The 22,741-nt window shown below is 73.2% G+C and carries 15 protein-coding genes and 1 tRNA gene; 7 read left to right on the top strand and 9 right to left on the bottom strand.

Annotation, left to right across the window (positions count from 1 at the left end; all coding sequences use genetic code 11):
* Nucleotides 1-79: 79 nt before the first annotated feature.
* From pknB to ABTZ03_RS26970, 6 genes are all read right to left on the bottom strand, one after another.
* Nucleotides 80-2,188: a Stk1 family PASTA domain-containing Ser/Thr kinase gene (pknB, locus tag ABTZ03_RS26995; RefSeq protein WP_350515670.1), complete on the bottom strand. Its 2,109-nt coding sequence runs from the start codon at nucleotides 2,186-2,188 to the stop codon at nucleotides 80-82.
* Nucleotides 2,189-2,435: 247 nt separating this feature from the next.
* Nucleotides 2,436-3,893, bottom strand: coding sequence for a peptidoglycan D,D-transpeptidase FtsI family protein (locus ABTZ03_RS26990; protein WP_350515669.1), 1,458 nt, complete (start codon nucleotides 3,891-3,893; stop codon nucleotides 2,436-2,438).
* Nucleotides 3,890-5,293 (bottom strand): FtsW/RodA/SpoVE family cell cycle protein, encoded by a 1,404-nt coding sequence (locus tag ABTZ03_RS26985; protein WP_350515724.1) that lies wholly within the window; start codon nucleotides 5,291-5,293, stop codon nucleotides 3,890-3,892. Before ABTZ03_RS26985 ends, ABTZ03_RS26990 begins: the two co-directional genes overlap by 4 nt.
* A gap of 136 nt (nucleotides 5,294-5,429) precedes the next feature.
* A complete protein-coding gene (locus ABTZ03_RS26980; protein ID WP_350515668.1) occupies nucleotides 5,430-7,055 on the bottom strand; it encodes a PP2C family protein-serine/threonine phosphatase in 1,626 nt (541 codons plus the stop codon).
* Nucleotides 7,056-7,108: 53 nt separating this feature from the next.
* The gene (locus ABTZ03_RS26975; protein WP_350515667.1) at nucleotides 7,109-7,663 is read right to left on the bottom strand and encodes an FHA domain-containing protein FhaB/FipA; all 555 of its coding nucleotides are present in this window, start codon (nucleotides 7,661-7,663) and stop codon (nucleotides 7,109-7,111) included.
* A gap of 46 nt (nucleotides 7,664-7,709) precedes the next feature.
* On the bottom strand, nucleotides 7,710-8,570 hold the full coding sequence (locus tag ABTZ03_RS26970; protein ID WP_350515666.1) for an FHA domain-containing protein: 861 nt from the start codon (nucleotides 8,568-8,570) through the stop codon (nucleotides 7,710-7,712).
* Between the two features lie 434 nt (nucleotides 8,571-9,004).
* On the opposite strand from ABTZ03_RS26970, the gene ABTZ03_RS26965 reads away from it, so the two are divergent.
* Nucleotides 9,005-9,088, top strand: a tRNA-Leu gene (locus ABTZ03_RS26965).
* A gap of 96 nt (nucleotides 9,089-9,184) precedes the next feature.
* On the opposite strand, the gene ABTZ03_RS26960 is transcribed toward ABTZ03_RS26965, so the two are convergent.
* A complete protein-coding gene (locus ABTZ03_RS26960; RefSeq protein ID WP_350515665.1) occupies nucleotides 9,185-10,333 on the bottom strand; it encodes a sensor histidine kinase in 1,149 nt (382 codons plus the stop codon).
* Nucleotides 10,330-10,983, bottom strand: coding sequence for a response regulator (locus ABTZ03_RS26955; RefSeq protein ID WP_502894597.1), 654 nt, complete (start codon nucleotides 10,981-10,983; stop codon nucleotides 10,330-10,332). Before ABTZ03_RS26955 ends, ABTZ03_RS26960 begins: the two co-directional genes overlap by 4 nt.
* A 347-nt stretch (nucleotides 10,984-11,330) precedes the next feature.
* On the opposite strand from ABTZ03_RS26955, the gene ABTZ03_RS26950 reads away from it, so the two are divergent.
* Together ABTZ03_RS26950 and ABTZ03_RS26945 are read left to right on the top strand one after the other, a co-directional pair.
* Nucleotides 11,331-13,151, top strand: coding sequence for a phosphatidylglycerol lysyltransferase domain-containing protein (locus ABTZ03_RS26950; protein WP_350515722.1), 1,821 nt, complete (start codon nucleotides 11,331-11,333; stop codon nucleotides 13,149-13,151).
* A gap of 253 nt (nucleotides 13,152-13,404) precedes the next feature.
* On the top strand, nucleotides 13,405-14,121 hold the full coding sequence (locus tag ABTZ03_RS26945; RefSeq protein WP_350515664.1) for a hypothetical protein: 717 nt from the start codon (nucleotides 13,405-13,407) through the stop codon (nucleotides 14,119-14,121).
* Nucleotides 14,122-14,176: 55 nt separating this feature from the next.
* On the opposite strand, the gene ABTZ03_RS26940 is transcribed toward ABTZ03_RS26945, so the two are convergent.
* Nucleotides 14,177-16,990, bottom strand: a complete 2,814-nt coding sequence (locus tag ABTZ03_RS26940) for an ATP-binding SpoIIE family protein phosphatase (RefSeq protein ID WP_350515663.1) — start codon at nucleotides 16,988-16,990, stop codon at nucleotides 14,177-14,179.
* A 249-nt stretch (nucleotides 16,991-17,239) separates the two neighbouring features.
* On the opposite strand from ABTZ03_RS26940, the gene ABTZ03_RS26935 reads away from it, so the two are divergent.
* The 4 genes from ABTZ03_RS26935 (at nucleotide 17,240) to ABTZ03_RS26920 (ending at nucleotide 22,637) form a co-directional block, all read left to right on the top strand.
* A complete protein-coding gene (locus tag ABTZ03_RS26935) occupies nucleotides 17,240-18,442 on the top strand; it encodes a rhodanese-like domain-containing protein (RefSeq protein WP_350515662.1) in 1,203 nt (400 codons plus the stop codon).
* An 89-nt stretch (nucleotides 18,443-18,531) separates the two neighbouring features.
* Nucleotides 18,532-19,191, top strand: a complete 660-nt coding sequence (locus ABTZ03_RS26930) for a DUF5819 family protein (protein ID WP_350515661.1) — start codon at nucleotides 18,532-18,534, stop codon at nucleotides 19,189-19,191.
* A 71-nt stretch (nucleotides 19,192-19,262) separates the two neighbouring features.
* Nucleotides 19,263-20,501, top strand: coding sequence for an HTTM domain-containing protein (locus ABTZ03_RS26925; RefSeq protein ID WP_502894594.1), 1,239 nt, complete (start codon nucleotides 19,263-19,265; stop codon nucleotides 20,499-20,501).
* A 9-nt stretch (nucleotides 20,502-20,510) separates the two neighbouring features.
* Entirely contained in the window at nucleotides 20,511-22,637 is a 2,127-nt protein-coding gene (locus tag ABTZ03_RS26920; protein ID WP_350515660.1) for an FUSC family protein, read from the top strand.
* Nucleotides 22,638-22,741: the final 104 nt, after the last annotated feature.

The following is a 22,741-nucleotide window of genomic DNA, read 5'->3' as shown; positions in this document are numbered from 1 at the left end:
CCGCCGCGATCACCGCGACGGGCCCTCGGGCCGTTTCACCGCTCCTGCGCCCCGGTCTCAGAACCAGGGGAAGAAGGGCTTAGTTGTTGCCCCCTTTGTTGGGGGGTGTGGTGTTGGTGTCCCCCCCTTTGGCCGGATCGGCCGGCCGGGTCATCAGCTGCACCTGGGTGTTCGGGTCCAGCTGGGTGCCGGCCCCCGGGACGCTCTGGATGACGATCGCGTTGTTGTCCTGCGGGCCGACGACCACGGTGTACCCGAGGCCGGCCTTGGTCAGTGCCGCGACGGCGTCCGACAGCTTCTGGTTCTGCAGCGGCGGGACGGTGGACTTGTCCGGCGCCTTGTAGATGGTCAGGATGATCTTGGTGTTGACCGGGGCCTTGGTGTTCGGCGTGACCGACTGCTGGGCGACCGTGTTGATCTTGGTGGGGTCGCTGGTCGGCGTGGTCTTGGAGGCGTCGACCTGGAAGCCGGCGGTCTGCAGGGTGTTCTGCGCGTCTTCCTTCTGCGCGCCGACCACGTTCGGGACGGTCTGCTTGGCCTTGCCCTGGGAGATCGTCAGCTTGACCGGGGCGCTCGGGTCGGCGGGCGTGCCGGCCGCGGGGTCCTGGGAGAGGACGGTGTCCTGCGGGGCGGTGTCGTCGTCCTTGTAGTCGGGCTGGCCGACGTTGGTGAAGCCGGCCGCCGCCAGGGCCTGCATCGCCTGGTCCTTGGTCTTGCCGGTCACGGCCGGGATCTGGGTCTTGGCCGGACCGGAGGAGACCTGGACGGTGATGTGGGCGTCCTCGGAGACCGAGGTGCCCGCCGTCGGGGTCTGGGTGCAGACCTGGTCCTTCTTGATGTTGGTGTCCGGGCAGGCGATCTTGTCGCCCTCGGTGACCACGAGCTTCGGGCCGACCGCGGCGGCGGCGGTCTTGGCGTCCGCCAGGCTCTTGCCGACCAGGTTCGGCGCCGACACCTTCGGGGTGTCCTTGGTGCCCTTGTCGCTGAACATCGCCTGGGCCACGAAGAAGGTGCCGACCAGGACCAGCACGGCGGCCACCGCCAGCACGATCCAGGAGGTGTTGCTCTTCTTCTGCCGGTCGTCGCCGCGCCGGCCGCCGCCCTGGCCGTAGCCGTCGTCGTAGCCGTCGTGGCCGCCGCCGTGGGCACCGCCGGAGGTCTGGCCGTAGCCGTCGTCCTGGTAACCCGCGGCCTGCGGCAGGAGCGTGGTCGGGCCGCCGCCGGGCTGCTGCGGCATCATGTTGGTCTGGCCGTACGGGTCGTGCTGCTGCGGGTAGCCGTTCTGGTCGTAGCCGTAGCCGGCCGGGCCCATGCCGTAGGCGGCGGCCTGCTGGGCGGCGGCGACCGGGAGGCCGTCGAGGAAGCGCTCGATGTCGTCGCGCATCTCGTCGGCGCTCTGGTAGCGGTAGTCGCGGTCCTTGGCGAGCGCCTTGAGCACGATCGCGTCGATCTCGGGGCGCACCTCGGGGTCGAAGACCGACGGCGGCTGCGGCTCCTCCCGGACGTGCTGGTAGGCCACCGCGACCGGGGAGTCGCCGACGAACGGCGGGCGGACGGTCAGCAGCTCGTAGAGCAGGCAGCCGGTGGAGTAGAGGTCGGACCGGGCGTCGACCTGCTCGCCCTTGGCCTGCTCGGGGGAGAGGTACTGGGCGGTCCCGATCACGGCCGAGGTCTGGGTCATGGTCATCCCGGCGTCACCCATCGCACGGGCGATGCCGAAGTCCATGACCTTGACGTTGCCCTGCCGGGTCAGCATCACGTTGGCCGGCTTGATGTCGCGGTGCACGATGCCGGCCCGGTGCGAGTACTCCAGGGCCTGGAGGATGCCGATGGTCATCTCCAGCGCCCGCTCGGGCAGCAGCCGGCGGCCGGAGTGCAGCAGCTCGCGCAGCGTCGACCCCTCGACGTACTCCATCACGATGTACGGGATGGAGATCCCGTCGATGTAGTCCTCGCCGGTGTCGTAGACGGCGACGATCGCGGGGTGGTTCAGGGACGCCGCCGACTGTGCCTCGCGGCGGAAGCGGGCCTGGAACGACGGATCCCGGGCCATGTCGGCCCGGAGCGTCTTCACTGCGACGGAACGGCCGAGCCGGGTGTCATGGGCGAGGTACACCTCGGCCATGCCGCCGCGCCCGAGGACGCCGCCGAGCTCGTACCTGCCGCCGAGGCGACGAGGCTCTTCCATAGTTCCGACCCTCTCCCTCACCCGCCGGTGAGGTTGTGACGTAGGTGTCCCCGCACGCTCTGGGTGACGCCGCGCGAGCCCCGACCGGTTCTCCGGCCGGGCCGTGCGCCGCCTCGCGGGCGGCAACGGGCACACCCGCTGCTGGCGGATACGCTACCGGTCGCACCGCACCGGACCGGAGTCAGCCGTCGGCCGATATCAGACCGGTATCCGGACCGGGGTGCCGATCGTGACCTTCGCCTCACCCCTACTTGCCGAGTGCGGCCTGCATCACCGCCTTGGCGATCGGGGCGGCGAGGCGGCCGCCGCTGATGCCGTCGCGGTTCTGGGAACCGTCCTCGACCACCACCGCGACCGCGACCGACTGGCCGTCCGGGGTCTTGGCCCAGGAGGTGAACCAGGCGAACGGCAGACCGGCGTTGTCCTCGCCGTGCTGGGCGGTACCGGTCTTGCCGCCGACCTGGAGGCCGGGGATCTTGGCGTTGCCGCCGGTGCCGTTCTCGACCACGGAGACCATCAGGTCCTGCATCTTCTGCGCGGTGGCCGGGCTCATCGCCTGGGAGAACTGCTTCTCGGTGTGCTTGGAGATGGTGGTCAGCGAGGCCGAGCGCTCCTGGTCGACCAGGTACGGCTGCATCAGGCTGCCGTTGTTGGCGATCGCCGCGGAGACCATGGCCATCTGCAGCGGGGTGGCGCGGGTGTCGTGCTGGCCGATCGAGTCCTGGGCCGTGCCGTCCTTGCTGGGGCTGTCCGGGAAGATGCTCTTCTCGGAGCGGACCGGGGTGTCGATCGTGCTGTTGAAGCCGAACTTCTCGGCCTGCGCGCGCATCTTGTCCTTGCCGAGGTCCGCGCCCATCTTGGCGAACACCGTGTTGCAGGACTGGTCCATCCCGGACTTGACGGTGGCGTTCTCACAGCGCTCGTTGGGGCTCTCGTTCTTCAGCACGGTCTGGGTGCCGGGCAGGGTGTACGGGTCCGGCGTCTGGGTGACGTCGTCGATGCCCTGGTAGAGGCCGTTCTCGAACGCGGCGGTGGCGGTGACCAGCTTGAAGGTCGAGCCGGGCGGGTAGGTCTCGCGCAGCGCCCGGTTCAGCATCGGCTTGTTGGGGTCGGCGTTGAGGTCCTGCCAGGCCTTGGTGTCGCCGCTGTCGCCGCCGGCGAAGGTGCCCGGGTCGTAGGACGGGGTGGAGACCAGGGCCAGGATCGCGCCGGTCTTCGGGTCGATCGCGACCGCCGCGCCCTTCTTGTCGCCCAGGCCGTCGAAGGCGGCCTTCTGGACCTTGGCGTTGATGGTCGTGACCACGTCGCCGCCGCGCTTCTGCTCGCCGGTCAGCATGTCCAGGGTGTTGCGGAAGAACAGTCGGTCGTCGGTGCCCGAGAGGATGCCGTCCTCCAGGTTCTCCAGCTGGCTGGAGCCGTACGCCTGCGAGGAGTAGCCGGTGACCGGGGCGTACATCGGGCCGTCGACCCAGGAGCGCTTGTACTTGTAGCGCAGGCCGTTCACGAAGTCCGAGTTCGTCACCGGCTGGCCGCTGACGATGATGTTGCCGCGCGGGTGGGCGTAGCGGTCGTACAGCTGGCGCTTGTTGTTCACGTTGGAGGCCCAGGAGTCGGCCTGGACGCCCTGCACCCAGTTGGTGCGCACCATCAGTGCCAGGATCAGCACCAGGCAGAAGATCGAGACCCGTCGGATCGGCTTGTTCATCGGGCGGGTCCTCCCTGGCCCTCGGTGACCGGGGTCGGTTCGACCCCGGGACGGCGGGCGCTGTCGCTGATCTTCAGCAGGATCGCGACCAGCGCCCAGTTGGCGACCACGGACGAACCGCCCTGTGCGAGGAACGGCATGGTCATACCGGTCAGTGGGATCAGTCCGGTGACCCCGCCGGCCACCACGAAGACCTGCAGTGCCATCGCCGAGGCGAGTCCGACGGCGAACAGCTTGCCGAAGGGGTCGCGGGCGGCGACGGCGGTGCGCAGGCCGCGCTGCACCAGCAGGGCGTACAGCAGGAAGATCGCCATCAGGCCGGTCAGTCCGAGCTCCTCGCCGAAGGAGCCCAGGATGAAGTCGCTCTTGGCGGCGAAGTTGATCAGCCAGGAGCGGCCCTGGCCCAGGCCGGAGCCGGTCATCCCGCCGGAGCCCAGCGCCATCAGCGACTGGCCGATCTGCTCGGTGGCGCCCTTCGGCGGGTGCGCCGAGAAGGCGGCCATCGGGTCGAGCCAGGCGTCGATGCGGACCTTGACGTGGCTGGTGGTCATCGCCACCATCACGGCGCCGCCGACCGACATCAGCAGGCCGAACAGGATCCAGCTGGTGCGCTCGGTGGCGACGTAGAGCATCACCACGAACAGGCCGAAGAACAGGAAGGACGTGCCGAGGTCGTTCTCGAAGACCAGGATCAGCAGGCTGAGCAGCCAGATCACGATGATCGGGCCGAGGTCGCGGCCGCGCGGCAGGTACAGGCCCATGAAGCGGCGGCTGGCCAGCGCCAGGGCGTCCCGCTTGACCATCAGGTAGCCGGCGAAGAACACGGTCAGGATGATCTTGGCGAACTCGCCGGGCTGGATGGAGAAGCCGCCCATCCGGATCCAGATCTTCGCACCGAAGTCCTCGGCCCGGGCCGGGAAGAAGGCCGGGGCGGCGAGCAGCACCAGCGCCAGCACCATCGAGATGTAGGTGTAGCGCTGGAGCACCCGGTGGTCCTTCAGGAAGACCATCACGCCGATGAACAGCGCGACCCCGAGGGCGGACCAGATCAGCTGGTTGCGGGCCGCCGGGAAGTTGCCGCTGAGCAGGTGCCCGGCCTTGTCCAGCCGCCAGATCATCACCACGCCGAGCCCGTTCAGCAGGGTGGCGATCGGCAGCATCAGCGGGTCGGCGTACGGCGCGAAGCGGCGCACCAGCAGGTGCGCGACCAGTGCCAGCGAGCCCATGCCGAGGCCGTAGCCGAGCATTCCGGCGGGCATCCGGGAGTCCATCGCCAGGCCCACGTTGGCGTACGCCAGGATCGGCAGCAGGACCGCGAAGACCAGCAGGGCCAGCTCGGTGTTGCGCCGGTTCGGGGCGCCCTGGAGCGAGATCGTGGTGTTGGCCCGGCGCCGCGGCACGGCACGCCCGGCCGACGCCCGGCGTCGGCCGCCGACGTGCTCGGTGTCACCGCTCAGGTCGTAGCTGCTCACGTGGTGACCGCTCCCTGCCGGCCGGCGGGCCCGCTCCGGGCGGACCTATGTCGGATCACGGACGTCACTGCTTCGGGCAGGCTTCGGCCCGACTGCGTTCGTCGTCGGACAGCTGGGGCTGCTGGGGCTGCTCGGTCGGGGCGGCGGCCGCCGGGGGGGTGGCGTTCGGCGTCGGGGCGCCGGCGGCCGGGGCGGTCGGGGACGGGGAGGTGGTCGGCGCGGCCGTCGGGTTGCGGGGCTTCTCCCGCTCGCCCGGGGTGGCCGGGGTGGCGGCCACGAACGCGGCCTTGGTGGCCTGGCCCGGCTGGCCGCCCTGCGGGGCCGTGCCGCCGCTGCCGACCGTGGCGGCCTTCTGGCACAGCTTGGCCCAGTCCTGGAGGCCGCCCGCCGTCTTCTTGGCCTCGTCGAGGCTGCCGACCGTGATGGTCCGGTTCACCTGCGCCCGCTGGTCCTGCGGCAGCCACTTCAGCGGTGTGTCGGTGTACGAGTCGTGCACCGAGGACAGGCTCAGCCCGGCCAGGTTCTGGTTGACGCCCTGGTAGATGGCGACGTGGTCGCCGTCCTCGCCGACGTAGTACTGGTCCTGGGTCCACTGGTAGCCGAAGTACCCGGCGCCGCCGAGCAGGCCGAGGGTGACCAGGACGGCCAGCGAGACGGTCAGGCCCCGGCGCTTGCGCCTGGGGGGCTGCTCCTCGTCGAACTCCTCGGTGCCGTACACCGAGGGCTCGGCGGGGTAGCCGTAGCCGTCCTCGCCCTCGTAGCCCTCGGCGGGGCCGAAGCCGCCCTGGCCGGCGCCGTAGCCCTCGGCCGGGCCGAAGGCGCCCTGCGGGCCGCGGCCCAGGCCGGCCGCCCGGCCGGCCGGGGTGTCCGCGATCGAGTGGTCGGCGGCCGAGGACGGCGGGGTGTCGGCGACCGCGCCGACCACCACCGGGACGTCGTTGAACTGGCCGCTCATGGTGTCCGTGGCACCCACGTCGATGACGTCCGCCACGATGCAGGTGATGTTGTCCGGACCGCCGCCGCGCAGTGCGAGCTGGATCAGCTCCTGCACGGTCTGCTCGGGCGAGTAGTAGCTGCCGAGGGTGTCCTGGAGGGTCTGGTGGCTGACCGGGCCGGAGAGGCCGTCGGAGCAGATCAGGTAGCGGTCGCCGGCCCGGACCTCGCGGATCGACAGGTCGGGCTCGACCTGGCCGCGGCCGTCCAGCGCCCGCATCAGCAGCGAGCGCTGCGGGTGGGTCTCGGCCTCCTCGGGCGTGATCCGGCCCTCGTCGACCAGCCGCTGCACCCAGGTGTGGTCCTGGGTGATCTGCACCAGCGAGCCGTCGCGCAGCAGGTAGGCGCGGGAGTCGCCGACGTGCACCATGCCCATCCGCTGGCCGGTCCACAGCATGGCGGTCAGGGTGCAGCCCATGCCCTCCAGCTGCGGGTCCTCCTCGACCATCTGCCGGAGCCGGTCGTTGGCGCCCTGGACGGCGTCACCGAGCAGGGTCAGCAGGTCGGCGCCCGGCACGTCCTCGTCCAGTCGGACGATCGAGCCGAGCACCTCGGAGGACGCGACCTCGCCGGCCGCGGCGCCGCCCATGCCGTCGGCCACGGCCAGCAGCCGCGGCCCCGCGTAGCCGGAGTCCTCGTTCCCCTCCCGGATCAGTCCCTTGTGGGAGCCGGCGGCGAAGCGCAGCACCAGGGTCATGCGGCCTGTGCCCCCCTCTGGGTCATGGACGGGATGCTGTCCCTCATGCGCTACTACTTCCGCAGTTCGATGACGGTCCTACCGATACGGATCGGCGTGCCCGGCTGGAGCGGGGTGGGCGCGGTCAGGCGCTGCCGGTCCAGATAGGTGCCGTTGGTGGAGCCTAGATCCTCGACCGTCCACTGCCCAGTCTGATCCGGATAGATCCTGGCATGCCGGGAGGACGCGAAGTCGTCGTCCAGCACGATGGTGGAGTCGTGGGCCCGGCCGAGCGTGATGGTTTGCCCCTGCAGCGCGACCGTGGTCCCGGCCAGCGAGCCCTGGACGACCACGAGCTGGGTCGGGGCGCCGCGGCGGCGGCCGCCGCCGCCCTGGGTCTGCCCCGGGCCGGCGTTGCCGGGGGCGGGTGCGGCGGCCCGGCGGGGGGGCGCGGTGGCCGCGGCGGCGTTGCCGGCCGGGGCGCCCGCGCCGGCACCGCGGCGGGAGGTGCGGGGGTTCACCTTGGTACCGAACAGGTCGCTGCGGATCACCTGGATCGCGACGATGACGAACAGCCACAGCACGGCCAGGAAGCCCAGCCGCATGACCGTGAGGGTCAGTTCTGACATGGCCGTCCCGCCAGTTGGTGAGCGAGGCGCGCGAACAACTCGGACACTACCCTTCGACCTGCCGGTAGACGATGGTGGTGGAGCCCACGACGATTCGGGAGCCGTCGCGGAGCGTAGCGCGCTGGGTGTGCTGTCCGTCCACCACGATGCCGTTGGTGGAGCCCAGGTCGAGGACCATCGAAGGGGTGCCCGGACGGATCTCGGCGTGCTTGCGGGAGACCCCGGGGTCGTCGATCCGCACGTCCGCCTCGGTCGAGCGCCCGAGCACGCAGGCCGCACCGGTGATCTGGTGGCGGGCGCCGTTCACCTCGACCCAGCGGCGGACCGAGGCGCCGTGCCCGGCGCCCGGGAAGGCGCGGACGTTGCCGCCGGCCGGCGGGCCCGGGGGCATCGCCGGGGGCGTGGGGGGTGCGGGGGGCTGCGGGGGCGCGCCGTACTGTCCGGCGCCGGTCTGCTGCCACGGTGCGCCGGGGGCGGGTGCGGCCGGCTGGCGGTCGTAGCCGGGCTGCGGCGGGGCGTACTGCTGGGGCTCCTCGGCCGCCAGGGTGCGGCTGCGCACCCGGTACAGGCCGGTGTCCAGGTCGTCGGCCTGCTCCAGGTTCACCTGGAGCGGCCCCATGAAGGTGTACCGCTGGGCCTCGGCGTACTCGCGGACCATGCCGGCGAGCTCGGTGCCGAGCTGTCCCGAGTAGGGGCTGAGCCGCTCGTGGTCGTGCGGGCTGAGCTCGACGATGAAGTCGTTCGGCACGACGGTGCGGTCGCGGTTCCAGATGCTCGCGTTGTTGTCGCACTCGCGCTGCAGAGCGCCGGCGATCTCCACGGGCTGGACCTCGGACTTGAACACCTTGGCGAAGGTGCCGTTGACGAGACCCTCCAGCCGCTGCTCGAACTTCTTCAGCATCCCCATGGGGCACCCCCTTCCAGGGTTCGTTCGCCTGCCTGCCGGTCCGGCCCCGCCGCGGAGTGCTCCTCCGCGAGGCCGGTCGTGCCTACTTGCGGTACTTCCGTACTGATCGTATCCACGCCGGGCCCTTCCGTACGGTTCCCGGACCGCGTGGTGCCGGGGGGTGGGCTCGGACACACAGGGTGACGCATTCCGGGTGCGGGACGCCAGGCGTGTCCGTCGGAACCGCCCGCCGCCGTTCGGTCGCCCGTTCGTCGCGCAGCCGTTCGGACGTGGTCGGTCTCCCCGGGAAACGGATTCGGAGCAGCCCCCCAGGTCGTGCTAATGTTTTCCACGTCGGAAGGGCCGCCCAAAAGGGAGCCGGACCGAGGAAGCGCCGAGGGCCACATGGTACCGAGCGGTTCCGAGGATCGGACGGCAACGAAGACAACACCCTTGCGCGGGTGGCGGAATAGGCAGACGCGCTGGATTCAGGTTCCAGTGCCCGAAAGGGCGTGGGGGTTCAACTCCCCCCTCGCGCACAGCGAAGCCCCGCAGATCTTCGGATCTGCGGGGCTTTCTCGTTGTCCGGACGGCCGGCCGCCCGGACCGGTGGTCGGACCGGCGATCGCACCGGGTCAGGAGGGGCTGGCCGGGAGTTCGGCGCGGACCTCGAAGCCGCCGTCCTGGGTGGGGCCGGCGGTGAGGGTGCCGCCGAGGAGCTGGGCGCGCTCGCGCAGGCCGACCAGGCCGTGGCCGCCGCCCGGCAGGATCTCGGCCGGGCTGACCGGTGGCGCCTCGTTGCGGACCTCGACCCGCAGTCGGCGGCCCTTCGCCCGGACCTTCACGTGCACCACCGCCTCCGGCGCGTACTTGGTGATGTTGGTGAGCGCCTCCTGGACCGTCCGGTAGGCGGCCCGCTCGACCGCCTCCGGCCACGGGCGGTCACCCGGGTTCAGTTCGGTGTCGGCGGTCAGGCCGCTCTCCTCGATCAGCCGGGGCAGGTCGGCCAGCCGGGGCTGCGGGGCGAGCGGGGCGTCCGGCCGCGGTCCGCCGGTGCCGCGCAGCACCCCGACCATCTGGCGCAGCTCGTCCAGGGTCCGTACGGACAGTTCGCGGATGGTGCGGGCGACGGTCGCGGCGGCCGGGTCGGCGGTGCTCACCTGGAGCGCACCGGCCTGGATGCTGATCAGGCTGACCTGGTGCGAGACCACGTCGTGCATCTCCCGGGCCAGTCGGCCGCGCTCGCTGATCAGCACCCGCTCGGCGAGCAGCCGGCTCTCCCGTTCCTGGCCGCGGGTCAGCTCGTCCAGGCGGGCGGCCAGTTCCCGGCGGGTGCGGGAGAGCAGGCCGGTGGCGGCCGGGCCGGCGGCCAGCATCACGGCCTGGATGGCGTCCAGGGCGGTGCTCCGGCTGAGGTCGATCAGTGGGTTCGGCAGCGGCCAGTGGAAGAAGTCGACCAGGGTGAACAGCGCCGCGCAGGGGAACAGCACCCGGGGTCTGGGGCGCTCGGCGGCCACCGTGTAGACGGCGGTGATCGGGGCCAGCCAGATCGCCTCGACCCAGGTGCCGGGCATGGTGAGCAGCAGCACCGCCACCGGGAAGCGGCGGCGCCAGAACAGCGCGACGGCGGCCAGCGTGGAGAGCGTCACCTGCCACCAGGTGGCGTCCCGGGCCACCAGCGCGGCGTCCAGCAGGGAGTACAGGACGGGCAGCAGCAGCATCAGCCAGGGGGCGGTGCACCAGGCCGGCAGCCGGCGGGACGGCAGCTGGTCGGCGGCCGTCATGCCCCGTCGCCGGGCTTGGGCCGCACCAGGCCGGCCCGGTGGGCGAGCACCGCGGCCTGCACCCGGTTGGCGGCACCGAGCTTCCCGAGGATCGCGCTGATGTGGTCCTTGACCGTGCCGGTGCCGAGGAAGAGCCGGTCGGCGATCTCGGCGTTGGACAGGCCCTCGCCGAGCAGGGCGAGCACGTCGAGCTCCCGGCCGGTCAGGGTGCGGGCCAGCACGGTGGCCTCGGCGTCCGGGCCGCCGCCGTCCACGTAGCCGCCGATCACGGTGCGGGTGACGGTCGGGGAGAGGATGTTGCCGCCGGCCGCGAGCACCCGGACGGCGTGCACCAGCTGCTCGGGGGCGGTGTCCTTGAGCAGGAAGCCGGTCGCGCCGGCCCGCAGCGCGGTGCCGATGTACTCGTCGCTGTCGAAGGTGGTGAGCATCGCGACGGCGGGCGGGTCGGGCAGGGCGCGCAGTCGGCGCAGCACGGAGATGCCGTCCAGGTCCGGCATCCGGATGTCGAGCAGCACCACGTGCGGGCGCAGGCGGTGGACGTGCTCCTCGGCCTGCCCGCCGGAGCAGTCGCCGACCACCTCCAGGTCGGGGGCGGACCCGACGATCAGGCCGAGGCCCGAACGGACCAGGATCTCGTCGTCGACGATCAGCACGCGGGTGGTGGTGATGGTGCCTCCTCGGTTCGGGCGGCCGGGTTCGGTCGGTCCGCGGGGGTCGCTTTTGAGGGTAGGGGTAGCCGGTGCGGGGCGCCGAACCCGTGCGGGATCGGCACCCCCGCCGAACGGCGGGGGTGGGAATCCGCTACCCGGTTCACGCAATTCTCAGGAATGGTGCGGAACCATGGAGTTGGCTGCCTTTTTCCGGCCTGCCGCTCGAAGCGGGCGGTCGGTGGGCGGGGGCGGCCGGTCAGTCCGTCGGGCCCGTGCGGGCGCCCGGCGCCGGGCCGTGTGCGGATGCGCCCCACCATCTGATCGTTTGGAATTGAGCTGTGTCGTCCATTGTGAAGTCGGAGCCGTCCGCAACCTCCGCCGGTCCGCGTCCCACCGGGCCGCTCGACCGCTGGCGCCCCAGGGCCGCCGCCGCATCCGTCTGGTACCTCCGGCTGCTGGCGCTGCTGAACGTGACCACCGTGCTGCTGGTGCCGTGGCGCGACCAGGTCTCCGAGCACAACGAGGGTGAGTACTTCACCCCGTACCTGATGACCTCCGGTCTGGCCGCGGCGGTGCTCTCGATCTTCCTCGCGGTCGCGATGCGGCGCCGCAAGCGGGCCGCGTGGATCTTCAACGCGGCGCTCGGCAGCCTCTTCGCCGTGCTCTACCTGGCGGTCATGCTGCTGCCCGGCGAGCGCTTCAACAAGCACCCGCTCAACTACATCTCCACCATCCTGACCTGCCTGTTCGTGCTGGCGCTGCTGATCGGGCGGAAGGAGTTCACCTCCAAGGGTGACCGCTCCAACCCGAAGACCGCGGCGGCCACCTTCGTCGGCGGGCTGTTCTTCGGCGGCGCGGTCGGCGCGCTGCTGGTCTGGCTGACCAACGAGCTGGACGGCGCCGGCTGGTGGGACCTCTTCCGCTACTCGGTCGGCCGGATGATCACCATCACCCCGACCGAGCACCTGCGCTCCGTGATCGCCGCCCCGACCTGGGTGAACGCGGCGATCAACGCGATGGGCGCGGTGCTGTTCCTGCTGGTGCTCTACGTGGCCTTCCGCAGCCCGCGCGGCAAGGAGCTGCTCAACCCCGAGGACGAGGCCAAGCTGCGCGGCCTCCTGGACAAGCAGGGCGAGCGGGACTCGCTGGGCTACTTCGCGCTGCGCCGGGACAAGGCGGTGGTCTTCTCCCCCAGCGGCAAGGCGGCGGTGACCTACCGGGTGATCGGCGGGGTCTCGCTGGCCTCGGGCGACCCGATCGGCGACCCGGAGGCCTGGCCGGGGGCGATCGAGGCCTGGCTGTCCGAGGCCCGCGAGCACGCCTGGGCGCCGGCCGTGATGGGCGCCTCCGAGGAGGCCGGGGTGATCTACGCCCGGCACGGCCTGGACGCGCTGGAACTGGGCGACGAGGCGATCGTCGAGCTGGACGAGTTCTCGCTGGACGGCCGGGCGATGCGGGTGGTCCGGCAGGCGTACAACCGGGTCAAGCGGGCCGGGTACACGGTGCGGATCCGCCGCCACGAGGACATCTCCGAGGCGGAGATGGCGGCGCTGGTGGCCAAGGCCGACGAGTGGCGCGACGGGGCGACCGAGCGCGGCTTCTCGATGGCGCTGGGCCGGCTCGGCGACCCGGGCGACGGCCGCTGCGTGATGCTGGAGTGCAGTGACGGCGAGGGCGAGCTCAAGGCGCTGCTGAGCTTCGTCCCGTGGGGCCCGGACGGGCTCTCGCTGGACCTGATGCGCCGGGCCCGGGACACCGAGAACGGCCTGATGGAGTTCATGGTGATCGAGCTGCTGCAGCGCGCCGAGGAGGTCGGGCTGAAGCGGGTCTCGCTGAACTTCGCGATGTTCCGCTCGGTCTTCGAGCGCGGCTCGCGGCTCGGCGCCGGCCCGGTGCTGCGGCTGTGGCGCTCCGTCCTCGGGTTCTTCTCGCGCTGGTGGCAGATCGAATCGCTGTACCGCGCGAACGCCAAGTACCGGCCGATCTGGGAACCGCGGTACCTGCTGTTCGAGAAGAGCAGCGAGATTCCGCGGATCGGCATCGCGAGCGCGCGCGCCGAGGGATTCATCGTCGCGCCGAGCCTGCCCGCCCTGTTCCGTCGTCGGCACGCCGGGCCCACCGTGGTGGCGCCCCGGGTGCCGGTGTCGGCGCGGGACGGGAAGGGGTAGCCCTCCGTCGGGGGGCGGAGGGGGGCCATCGGCCATAAGGGGGGTCCGGAGGGGGGATCCTTCTCCCTCCTGAGGATGACCTCGATCCCCATCCATGCCGATGTGGATTTGTTAACAGGCTTCTAATGTTGGAGTAGCTGACGAGTTCGGGGATTCAGGAGAAACGGTTGTGATTCACAGGACCCACGCGGGGGGCGTGCGAAAGGGGCCGCTGACGCGAGTCAGAGCGGCCGCTGTCGCCGAGTGGGGAACGTTGTACCTGACGGTCCGGGAAGCGGTGCTGCGCAAGCGGTTCGCGGCCTTCCCGCTGGCCACGGTGGCGACGTTTCTGATCCTGCTGTTCAGCATCGTCCAGCACCTGCCGGGCGGCGAGCGCTTCGTCAACCACATCGGGGTGGTGCGGGCCTCGCTGCCACTGGACGTCTCGCTGCTGCGCACTCCGCTGTCGCTGTACGTGCCGGCGCTGGACCTGCCGGTCTGGGGGGCGCTGGCCCAGGTGTTCGTGGTGTTCGCGATCGCCGAGGTGGTGCTCGGGCGGCGGATGACCCTGGTGGTCGCCTACGCCTGCACCCTGGCGGGCACGCTGTTCGCCCGGGTCGGGGTGGCGATCGGGCCGGGCCACGTGTTCGGCTTCCCGAAGTGGGTCGCCTACGTGCGGGACACCGGGCCGTCGGCCGCTGTGGTGGCGCTGGCGATCTGCATCGCGTTCCGCACCCGGGCCTGGTTCACCGCCGGCACGGTGGTCGTCCTGATGGTCGGCGAGGCGGTCGTGCTGCCGAACCTGGCCGGTCTGGAGCACGTGGTCGCGGTGATCACCGCGCTGCTGATCGCCGTCTCGGTCGAGGTCTTCGGGGACTTCTGGCCGCGGGTGCTGGCCGGGGTCGGCGCCGCCACCTCGGTGGCCACCGCCGCCTCCCGGGAGGTCGCGGCGGAGGCCCGGCGCCGTTCGGCGGGGGCCCTCATCCCCTGAGCCGCGCTCCCTCCCGTCCGTCGGCCGCGTACCGGATGTCTCCGGTGCGCGGCCGTCACGCGTGCGGGAGGGGCAGCTCGAACCAGACGACCTTGCCCACCGCCTTGCGGGCGGTGCCCCAGTGCTCGGCGAGCTTGGCGACCAGGGTGAGGCCGCGGCCGGTCTCGCCGAGCTGCTCGGCCGGCTCCAGCGAGGGCAGGTTGTGGTTGTCGTCGCTGACCTCGACCATCAGCTTGTCCACCCGGATCAGCTGGAGCTGCACCCGGTCCCGGGCGACCCGGACGGCGTTCGTGACCAGCTCGCTGACCAGCAGCTCGGTGGTGTCGCTGAGCGCCTCCAGGTGCCAGGCGGCCAGCTGCTCGCGGACCAGTGAACGGGCCCGGCGGACCTCGCGCTGGTCCACGGTGAGGTCCCAGGTGGCCACCTCGGACGGGGCGACCCCGTCGAAGCGGGCCACCAGCAGGGCGACGTCGTCCTTGCGGTCGTCCGAGTGCAGCCGCCGCAGCACCTCGTCGCAGGCCTGCTCGGGGCTCTGCTGGGGGTCGATCAGGTTGCCGCAGAGCGCGGCCAGGCCGGCTCCTATGTCCCCGCCGCGGACCTCGACCAGTCCGTCGGTGCAGAGCACCAGCATCGAACCGTCCGAGACGTCGATGGTCTTGGCGACGAACGGCACCCCGCCGACGCCGATCGGGGCGCCGGCCGGGATCTCCAGCAGCTCGCCGGTGCCGTCCGGGTGCACCAGGACGGGTGGGACGTGGCCGGCGCTGGCCAGTTCGCAGGTGCGGTTGATCGGGTCGTAGACCGCGTACAGGCAGGTGGCCAGGTGGTCGTCGCCGAGCTTCTGGGCCAGGTTGTCCAGGTGCCGCAGCAGCTGGCCGGGCGGCAGGTCGAGGGCGGCCAGGGTCTGCATCGCGGTGCGGAAGCGGCCCATCGCGGCGGCCGAGTGGATGCCGTGGCCCATCACGTCGCCGACCACCAGGGCGACCCGGCTTCCGGGCAGCTGGATCGCGTCGAACCAGTCGCCGCCGACCTCCGCCTTCGGATCGCCGGGCAGGTAGCGGTGGGCGATCTGCACGCCGGGGATCTGCGGCGGCCGGGTCGGGATCATCGAGCGCTGCAGGGTGGTGGCGACCCTGGCCTCGGCGCGGTGCAGCCGGGCGTTGTCCAGCGACAGCGCGGCCCGGACGGCCAGCTCCTTCAGGGTCGCGGCGTCGCTCTCGTCGAAGGGGGCGCGGTCCGGCAGCCGGAGCAGCTTGAGGATGCCCAGCACGGTGCCCCGGGCGGACAGCGGGACCACCAGCATCGAGCGGCCGGAGACCACCGGGGCCAGCCGGGCGCCGCCGAGCGCGATCGCGTAGTCGACCGCGACGTCCGCGCTGACCACCGGGACCAGCACCGGCTGGTTCAGCTGCAGGGCCATCCCGGGCGGGGTCCGGCGCGGCATGCTGACCAGCGAGCCCTCGGAGAGCACGTGGTCCCAGGCGCCGCCGGCCTCGTTGAAGACCAGGGCGACCCGGCGCAGCATGGTGTCGTCGTCCGGGCGGGCGACCGGCAGCTCGGAGTCCGAGATCAGGCCGTCGACGAGGTCCACGCAGGCGAAGTCGGCGACCCGGGGGACCAGCACCTGGCACAGCTCGTGGGCGGTGAAGCCGAGGTCCAGGGTGGTGCCGACCTTGCCGCCGACCTCGTTCAGCAGGGCCAGCTGCTCGCCGGCCTGCCCGTTGGTGAGGAACGGGCTCAGCCGGCCGCTCGACGGGGCCTCGGCACCGGCGGGGACGGTGCCGGGCGGGGCCTGGTCGGCGCGGCGCGGCGGGAGGCCGTGGACGGACGACTCGACGGCGGCCTGCTGCTCGATGGCGGCTCCTCCTCCGGTGCGTGGGGGCGCCTCCCGGACGGGGGCGGGGGACGGGGCGGGGCGGGCGGGGGCTTCGCGCCGTCTCGACTCGGGGGCGGTCGGTGTCTGGGCCGTCGGCGACTGGCCGGCCGGTGACTGGGCGGCCGGTTCGGGCGGGACCGGTTCGCGCTGGGCGGGCAGTGGGCCGAGCGGGCGGCGGCCCGGTGCGGAGTGCTCGGCCTGGGGCGGCGGACCGAGCCGGGCGGCGCGCTGCTGGGGCGTCGGGTAGCGGCGGCCCAGGCCGGCGGCCACGTGTGCGGTGCCGGTCTGCGGGTCGGAGGGCAGCACCGGTAGCACGGTGACCGGGTCCAGCCGCAGGGCCGGCAGCCCGCCCGGGGCCACCGCCGCGCGCAGCGCCGCCCGGTGGGCGGCGGGCAGCAGCCGGGCCAGCGGCTCGGGCAGCTCGGCGACGGGCCGGGTGAGGGCGGCGGACAGTCCGTGGAAGCCGCCCCGGGCGGCGGGCGCGGCCGCGAACGGCAGCAGCCGCTCGCCGAGCGCCAGCCGGGGCCCGGTGGTGCGCAGCGGACGGGCGTCCGCGGCGAGGGCGAGCAGCCCGCCGGACGGGCCGGGCAGCGGGTAGGCCCACCAGAGCACGTCGCGCCGGTGCTCCTCGCGGTCGGTCACGGTCAGCCCACCGGCCCAGGGGCGGCCGGCGGCGGTCAGCTCGGCCAGGGTGTCCAGGGCGTCGCAGCGCCGGCGGACCGCGCAGCGGTCGAGCACCCGGGACTCCAGGGCGGGCAGCAGGCCGGAGGCCGGGCGGTCGGTGACGGCCTCGGCGCGGTGCCCGAAGAGTTCCTCGGCGGCCCGGCTCCACAGGGCGATCCGGCCGCTCCGGTCGACCAGTACGAGGGCGAGGCGGACCAGGGCGGCCACTCCGGTCGGAGGGTCGCCCGGCGCGGTCCCGGCGCCCGCCGGCAGCGGTGTGGAGTTGGACTCGGCCACCATGGATTCGGTCTGCTCCCGCCTGGCCGCCACGCCTGGAGGCGACCGTCTCTCCGGAGGAAGGCACGCTGTGCGGATACCAGCGAAGCACGGACCGGGCCGGGCTCGACACCGAAACGGGGAGATTCATCAGGATCGGTTGCGTGTCACGTGCCGCGCGCCGGTTCGTACGCCCGCTTCACCCGGACGGAGCCCCGGAACGCGGCGGTAGGGTGGCAGGCCGGGCCGCCCGTGCGGCGGCTCCGCAGGACCCAGCCGGCCGGACGAGACAGAGGCGAGATCGTGACCGCGGAGAGCCCCGTTCGCTGGACGGACCCGGAGCAGCAGGAGCTGGAGGAGCGGGTCGCCGCGGCCGAGCTCGCCTGGCTGACCATGGACGTCGACGTGCAGACGCTGCGGGTCGAGATCGACAACTTCGCCCTGATCCACCACCAGCTGCTCGGCCCGCTGTACGCCCGGCTGGACGAGCTCGACGCGCTGGTCGCCGAGGCCGTCGCGGCCCGCACCGGCGACCCCGAGGACCGGCGCCGGGCCGCCGAGGCGCGCCGGCAGGTCGAGGAACTGCCCGACCTGGACGCGCTGTTCGACTCCGTCCGGGAGAACCGGGAGAAGCGGTCCGGCGAGGGGGCCGACGAGGTCGCCCCGCCGCCGCCCGCGGCCCCGGCCCGGGTCCGGCCGGGGAAGGAGGCCCAGCGGATCTACCGCGAGCTGGTCCGCCGCGCCCACCCGGACCTGACCACCGACCGGGACGAGCAGCAGCGCCGGGCGGACTTCCTGGTCCGGGTCAACGAGGCCTACGCGTACGGGGACACCGCCGCGCTGGCGGACCTGTCCGCCGAGTGGTCCACCGCACCGGAGGCCGCGCCCGCCGTGGACTCCCCCGACCGGCTGGGCTGGCTGCGCCGCCGGCTGGACTGGCTGACCGCCAAGATCACCGAGACCGCCACCGAGCAGGTCCGGCTGGAGCAGACCCCGATGGGCCAACTGCTCCTCCTCGCCCCGCAGGACCCGGACCGCCTGCTGGAGCAGCTCGCCGAGGAGCTGCTGGCCAAGGCCGCCGCCCAGCAGGCCGAGCTGGAGCGGCTGCTCGGTGCCCACGGGGCGCCGACGGTGGGCGAGAATGGCACCGATCCGTACCGAGCCCAGGAGAGCCACACGATGTTCGCGCAGATCCCCACCACCGACGCCGCCTCCGTGCCGGCCGACGCCGCCCTGCTGGACGTGCGCGAGCAGGACGAGTGGGACGCCGGCCACGTGGACGGCGCGCTGCACATCCCGATCGGCGAGGTGATCGCCCGGATCGGTGAGCTGCCGGACGAGAAGCTGTACGTGCTCTGCCGGGTCGGCGGCCGCTCCGCGCAGGTCGTCCAGTACCTGGTGCAGCAGGGCCGGGAAGCGGTGAACGTGGACGGCGGGATGTACGCCTGGGAGGGCGCGGGCCGTCCGATGGTCAGCAGCACCGGTCAGGCGGCCTTCGTCCTGTAGGGCGCGGCGCCCGTCCGGTGACGGGTAGGGCAGGATGGGCGCGCGACGCGCCGGTGCCGGCCGGCGGCGCGCCGATCGGGCGGGGGCCCATGACGGAGAGTACGGACCGGGCCGCCCCCGGACGCGTCTGGTCGGGGCCCGCCCAGCTGGTCCTCGGACTGGCCGCCGCGGTGCTGGCGACCGGCACCGGACTCTTCCTGGCCGCGGTGTTCCTGCACGTCGCGCCCGCCAACACGCTGTCCCGGCAGTACCAGGCCGAGGTCGACGGGGTGGTGTACCCGGAGTTCGAGCAGAACTGGAAGCTGTTCGCGCCCAACCCGCTGCAGCAGAACGCGTACGTCGACGCCCGGGTGCGCACCGTCGCGGACGGCGGCGCCACCCGGACCCGGGACTGGATCGGGCTGACCGCCCGGGACATCGCCGCGATCCGGGACAACCCGGCGCCCAGCCACGTCGACCAGAACCTGCTGCGCCGCGCCTGGGACTTCTACGACGGCTCGCACGACCCGCAGGACGAGCGGCTCACCAACCCGCGCGGCCGGCTCGCCGAGGAGTACCTCAAGCGGATCGCGCTGCAGCGGATCGGGCGGACGGTGGACGGCGAGCGGGTCCTGGAGATCGAGTTCCGGGTGACCACCGCCATCGTGCCGCCACCGGCCTGGAGCGGGGAGGCCGCGCCGCCCGCGCCCACGGTGCGGGAGCTGCCGTGGTGGCCGGTCGGGGACGAGGACTACCGGGGGTTGGGGTGAACGAGGCTTCGGCGCCGGTCGATCCGGTCGATCCGGTCGGGCCGGTTGATTCGGTCGGGCCGGTCGGGCCGGTGACGGCGAGCACGGTGGACGGGATCCCGCGGCAGGGCGGGCCGTGGTCCGCCGCCGCGCCGGCCGTCGCGGTGCCGCCCGCCGCGGTGCCGTCGGCGCGCGGGCCGGTGGCGGTCCTCGGGCGGGCGATGGCGGCGTTCACCGGGCGGGCGCTCGGACGGCACCAGGCCGCGGCGGTGCGGATCGGCTTCGGGCTGGTCTGGCTCGCCTACCTGCTGCGCGAGTGGCCCAACCGCCGGGTGCTGTACGGCGACCGCTCGCCCTGGTCGACCGGGCTCGCCCGGCAGCTGCTGGCCGACAACGGGGCGTTCACCGTGCTGCCCTGGTTCGGCGGGCGGCCCTGGTTCGAACTGGTCTACCTGCTGGCCCTGCTGGCCGCCCTGGCGGTGCTGCTGGGCTGGCGGACCAGGGCGGCCACGGTGCTGTTCCTGGTCACCGTGCTGTCGCTGCAGAACCGCAACGTCTTCCTCGGCGACGGCGGGGACAACATCGTCCACCTGATGGCGGTCTACCTGGTCTTCACCCGCTGCGCCGAGGTCTGGTCGCTGGACGCGCGACGGCCCCGGCCGGGCCGGGCCGGAGCGGTGCTCTGGGTGGTGCTCGGTGCGGCGCTGGCGGTCTGTCAGGCCGGTGACTTCTCCGGGGACAGCCTCACCTGGACCGCACCGACCTTCCCGTACCTCGGATGGGCGCCGCTGTTCTGGGGGCTCTGGGCGGTGGCCGGGCTCTGGTGGGTGCTCGGCCGGCTGCGGCCGGAGGGCGAGCCGCGGGCGGTGCTCGACGCGCTGGCGAACATGGTGCACAACTGCGCGATGCTGGTGATCGTCGTCGAGGTGGTGCTGGTCTACGCCACGGCCGGCTGGTACAAGGTGCAGGGCTCGCGCTGGCAGGACGGCACGGCGCTGTACTACCCGCTGCACCTGGACTACTTCACCCCCTGGCCAGGGCTGTCCGGGCTGTTCGGCGCGGCCCTGCTGCCGGTCTTCCTGATCTCGTACGGCACGGTGATCCTCCAGGTCGGCTTCCCGTTCACGCTGCTCAACCGGCGGGTCAAGAACGTGCTGCTGGCGGTGCTGATGGTCGAACACCTCGGGATAGCGGTGGTGCTCGGGCTGCCGGTGTTCTCGCTCGCGATGGTCGCGGCGGACGCGGTGTTCCTGCCGACCGGAGCACTGCTCTGGGCGGCGGCGCGGCTCGACCGGGTACGGCGGCGGATGGTGCGGGCACCCGCCGCCTAGGATGTCGGTATGTCCTGGTTCGCCGCCCTTCGCGACACCGCGCGGACCGGACTCACCCTGGACCGTGCGCTCACCGACCCCAAGCGGGCGCTGCGCGGCGCCGTCGCCGTGGCGCTGGTGCTCTTCCCCACCCTCGCCCTGGGCGGGGTCGGGCTCGCCACCTCGGCCGCGATGGGCGCGTTCATCGCCGGCTCGGCCACCTTCCAGCGCAGCTTCCGGCCCCGCGCCAGCCTGGCCGTGGCCGCCGGGGTCGGGCTCGGGGTCAGCACCTTCCTCGGCTACCTGGCGGCCGGGGTGTACGGGCTGTTCCCGGTGCTGCTCGCGGTGTGGGCCTTCGGCGCCGGCCTCGCCTGGGCGATCGGGCCGACCGCCGGAGTGGTCACCGCCAACACCCTCTCGGTGATGCTGATCGTGGTCCAACTCCCGGTCAGCGCGACCGCGGCGCTCGGCCACGGGCTGGTCGCCACGCTCGGCGGGGTCGTCCAGGCCGTCGTCATCACCCTCTGGCCGATCGGGAGTTGGACCGCCCAGCGGGCCGCCCTCGCCGACACCTACGCCGAACTCGCCGACTACGCGCGCCGGTTGCGGCAGGACCCGACCGCGCACGTGGACCCCGAACCGTTCATGACCGCCCGGCACGCCTCCGCCGTGACCCCCTGGCAGGACCGCCACCGGCCGCCCGAACTGCGCGGCCTGCGCGGCATCGCCGAACGCATCCGCCCCACCCTCGCCGCGCTCGCCGACCCCAAGGTGGGCGCCCCCGAGGAGGGCCCGGAACGCGACCGGGCCCGCGAGGTGCTGGCCGCCGCCGCCGAGGTGATGGACGCCCTCGCCCGGGCCGTCCGCACCGGCGACCCGGTCCGACTCCCCCGCTCGGCGCCGACGCTGACCCTCGTCCGGCCGGACCAGGGCGTGCAGCTCCAGGGCGCGGCGCGGCGCTCGGCCCGGCGGCTGGGCGGCCTGCTGCGCAAGGCCGCGGACACCCTGGACCGCGGCGACGAGGACACCATCACCACGCCGGTGGTCGGGGCCGGCGGGGCGCTGCACAAGCCGTCGATCTCCCGGATGCTGCCGGTCGCGCTGCGGGCCGTGCGGCGGCAGCTGCGGCCGCGCTCGGCGATCTTCCAGCACGCCGTCCGGCTGGCCGCGGTGGTCACCGGCGCCTACCTGCTGGCCCGGCTGGCCGGGTTCCACCACGGGTACTGGGCGCCGATGACCGCGGCCATGGTGATGCGGCCGGACTTCGCCCAGACCTACAGCCGGGGCGTCGCCCGGCTGGCCGGGACGGTGGTCGGGGTCGCCGTCTCCACGCTGGTGGTGCAGTTGACCCACCCCGGCGAATGGGTGCTCGCCGCGCTGGCCGTCCTCTGCATCGGCGGAGCCTACCTGGCGTTCCGGACCGGGTACGCGCTGACCACGGTCGGGATCTCCTCGTACGTGGTGTTCCTGCTCGGGCTGCAGGCCGGGGACCCGCTGCAGACGGCCTTCGAACGGGTCGGGCTCACCCTGCTCGGCGGATCGCTGGCGCTGCTGACGTACGCGCTGTTCCCGACCTGGCAGACCGCCCGGCTCGGGGAGCGGCTCGCCGAGTGGCTGGCGGCGGCCGGACGGTACGCGGCGGCCGTCGTCGCCTGCTACGAGCAGCCGGCCACGCCGCGGGGGCGGGTGGTGCGGTCGGCGCTGCTGGACTCGCGGGAGGCGCGGTCCGAGCTGCTCCAGGCGATGCAGCGGGCGGACGCCGAACCGGGGCGGCACGAGTCCGGGCTGACCGGGGTGAGCCGGCGGCAGATCGACCGGGCGCGGGCGGCGGTGGGGCACCTGGGGCGGGCGGCCGTGCTGCTGGAGGCGCATCTGCCGGCCGCCGACGCGGAGCCCGTGCCGGGGGCGGCGGAGTACGCGGAGGAGCTGCGGTTGGCGACGGCGCTGGCGGCGGGGGCGTTGCTGACGGGGCGGCCGGTGGAGTTCGGGGCGGTGCGGGAGGCGCAGGCGCGGTTGGAGGCGGGGTTGGAGGCGGGGGCGGCAGGGGTGCAGCGGGATGTGGTGCGGGCGGGGACGCGGTTGGTGGGGGTGGCCCTTCGGGATCTGGAGCGGGCGTTGCGGGGGTCTTCTTCGGGGGGCTCTCGGGAGGGTGGGTGACGCCGGGGGCGGTTCCGGGGGTGGGTGCTCCGGGGGCTGGGTGATTTTCGGACTGCCGACCCTGTCCGCTTATGCCCGACCGCCGTTGGCAGTCTGAAAATCAC

Source organism: Kitasatospora sp. NPDC096077, assembly GCF_040303245.1.
Lineage (GTDB): Bacteria > Actinomycetota > Actinomycetes > Streptomycetales > Streptomycetaceae > Kitasatospora.
This window is presented reverse-complemented; position numbering and strand designations above follow the sequence as displayed.

What these genes read in the sequence shown, in the direction of transcription:
- pknB (WP_350515670.1), bottom strand. Translation starts at nt 2,188, where the DNA reads ATGGAAGAGCCTCGTCGCCTCGGCGGCAGGTACGAGCTCGGCGGCGTC.
- ABTZ03_RS26990 (WP_350515669.1), bottom strand. Translation starts at nt 3,893, where the DNA reads ATGAACAAGCCGATCCGACGGGTCTCGATCTTCTGCCTGGTGCTGATC.
- ABTZ03_RS26980 (WP_350515668.1), bottom strand. Translation starts at nt 7,055, where the DNA reads ATGACCCTGGTGCTGCGCTTCGCCGCCGGCTCCCACAAGGGACTGATC.
- ABTZ03_RS26975 (WP_350515667.1), bottom strand. Translation starts at nt 7,663, where the DNA reads ATGTCAGAACTGACCCTCACGGTCATGCGGCTGGGCTTCCTGGCCGTG.
- ABTZ03_RS26970 (WP_350515666.1), bottom strand. Translation starts at nt 8,570, where the DNA reads ATGGGGATGCTGAAGAAGTTCGAGCAGCGGCTGGAGGGTCTCGTCAAC.
- ABTZ03_RS26960 (WP_350515665.1), bottom strand. Translation starts at nt 10,333, where the DNA reads ATGACGGCCGCCGACCAGCTGCCGTCCCGCCGGCTGCCGGCCTGGTGC.
- ABTZ03_RS26930 (WP_350515661.1), top strand. Translation starts at nt 18,532, where the DNA reads ATGACGGAGAGTACGGACCGGGCCGCCCCCGGACGCGTCTGGTCGGGG.
- ABTZ03_RS26920 (WP_350515660.1), top strand. Translation starts at nt 20,511, where the DNA reads ATGTCCTGGTTCGCCGCCCTTCGCGACACCGCGCGGACCGGACTCACC.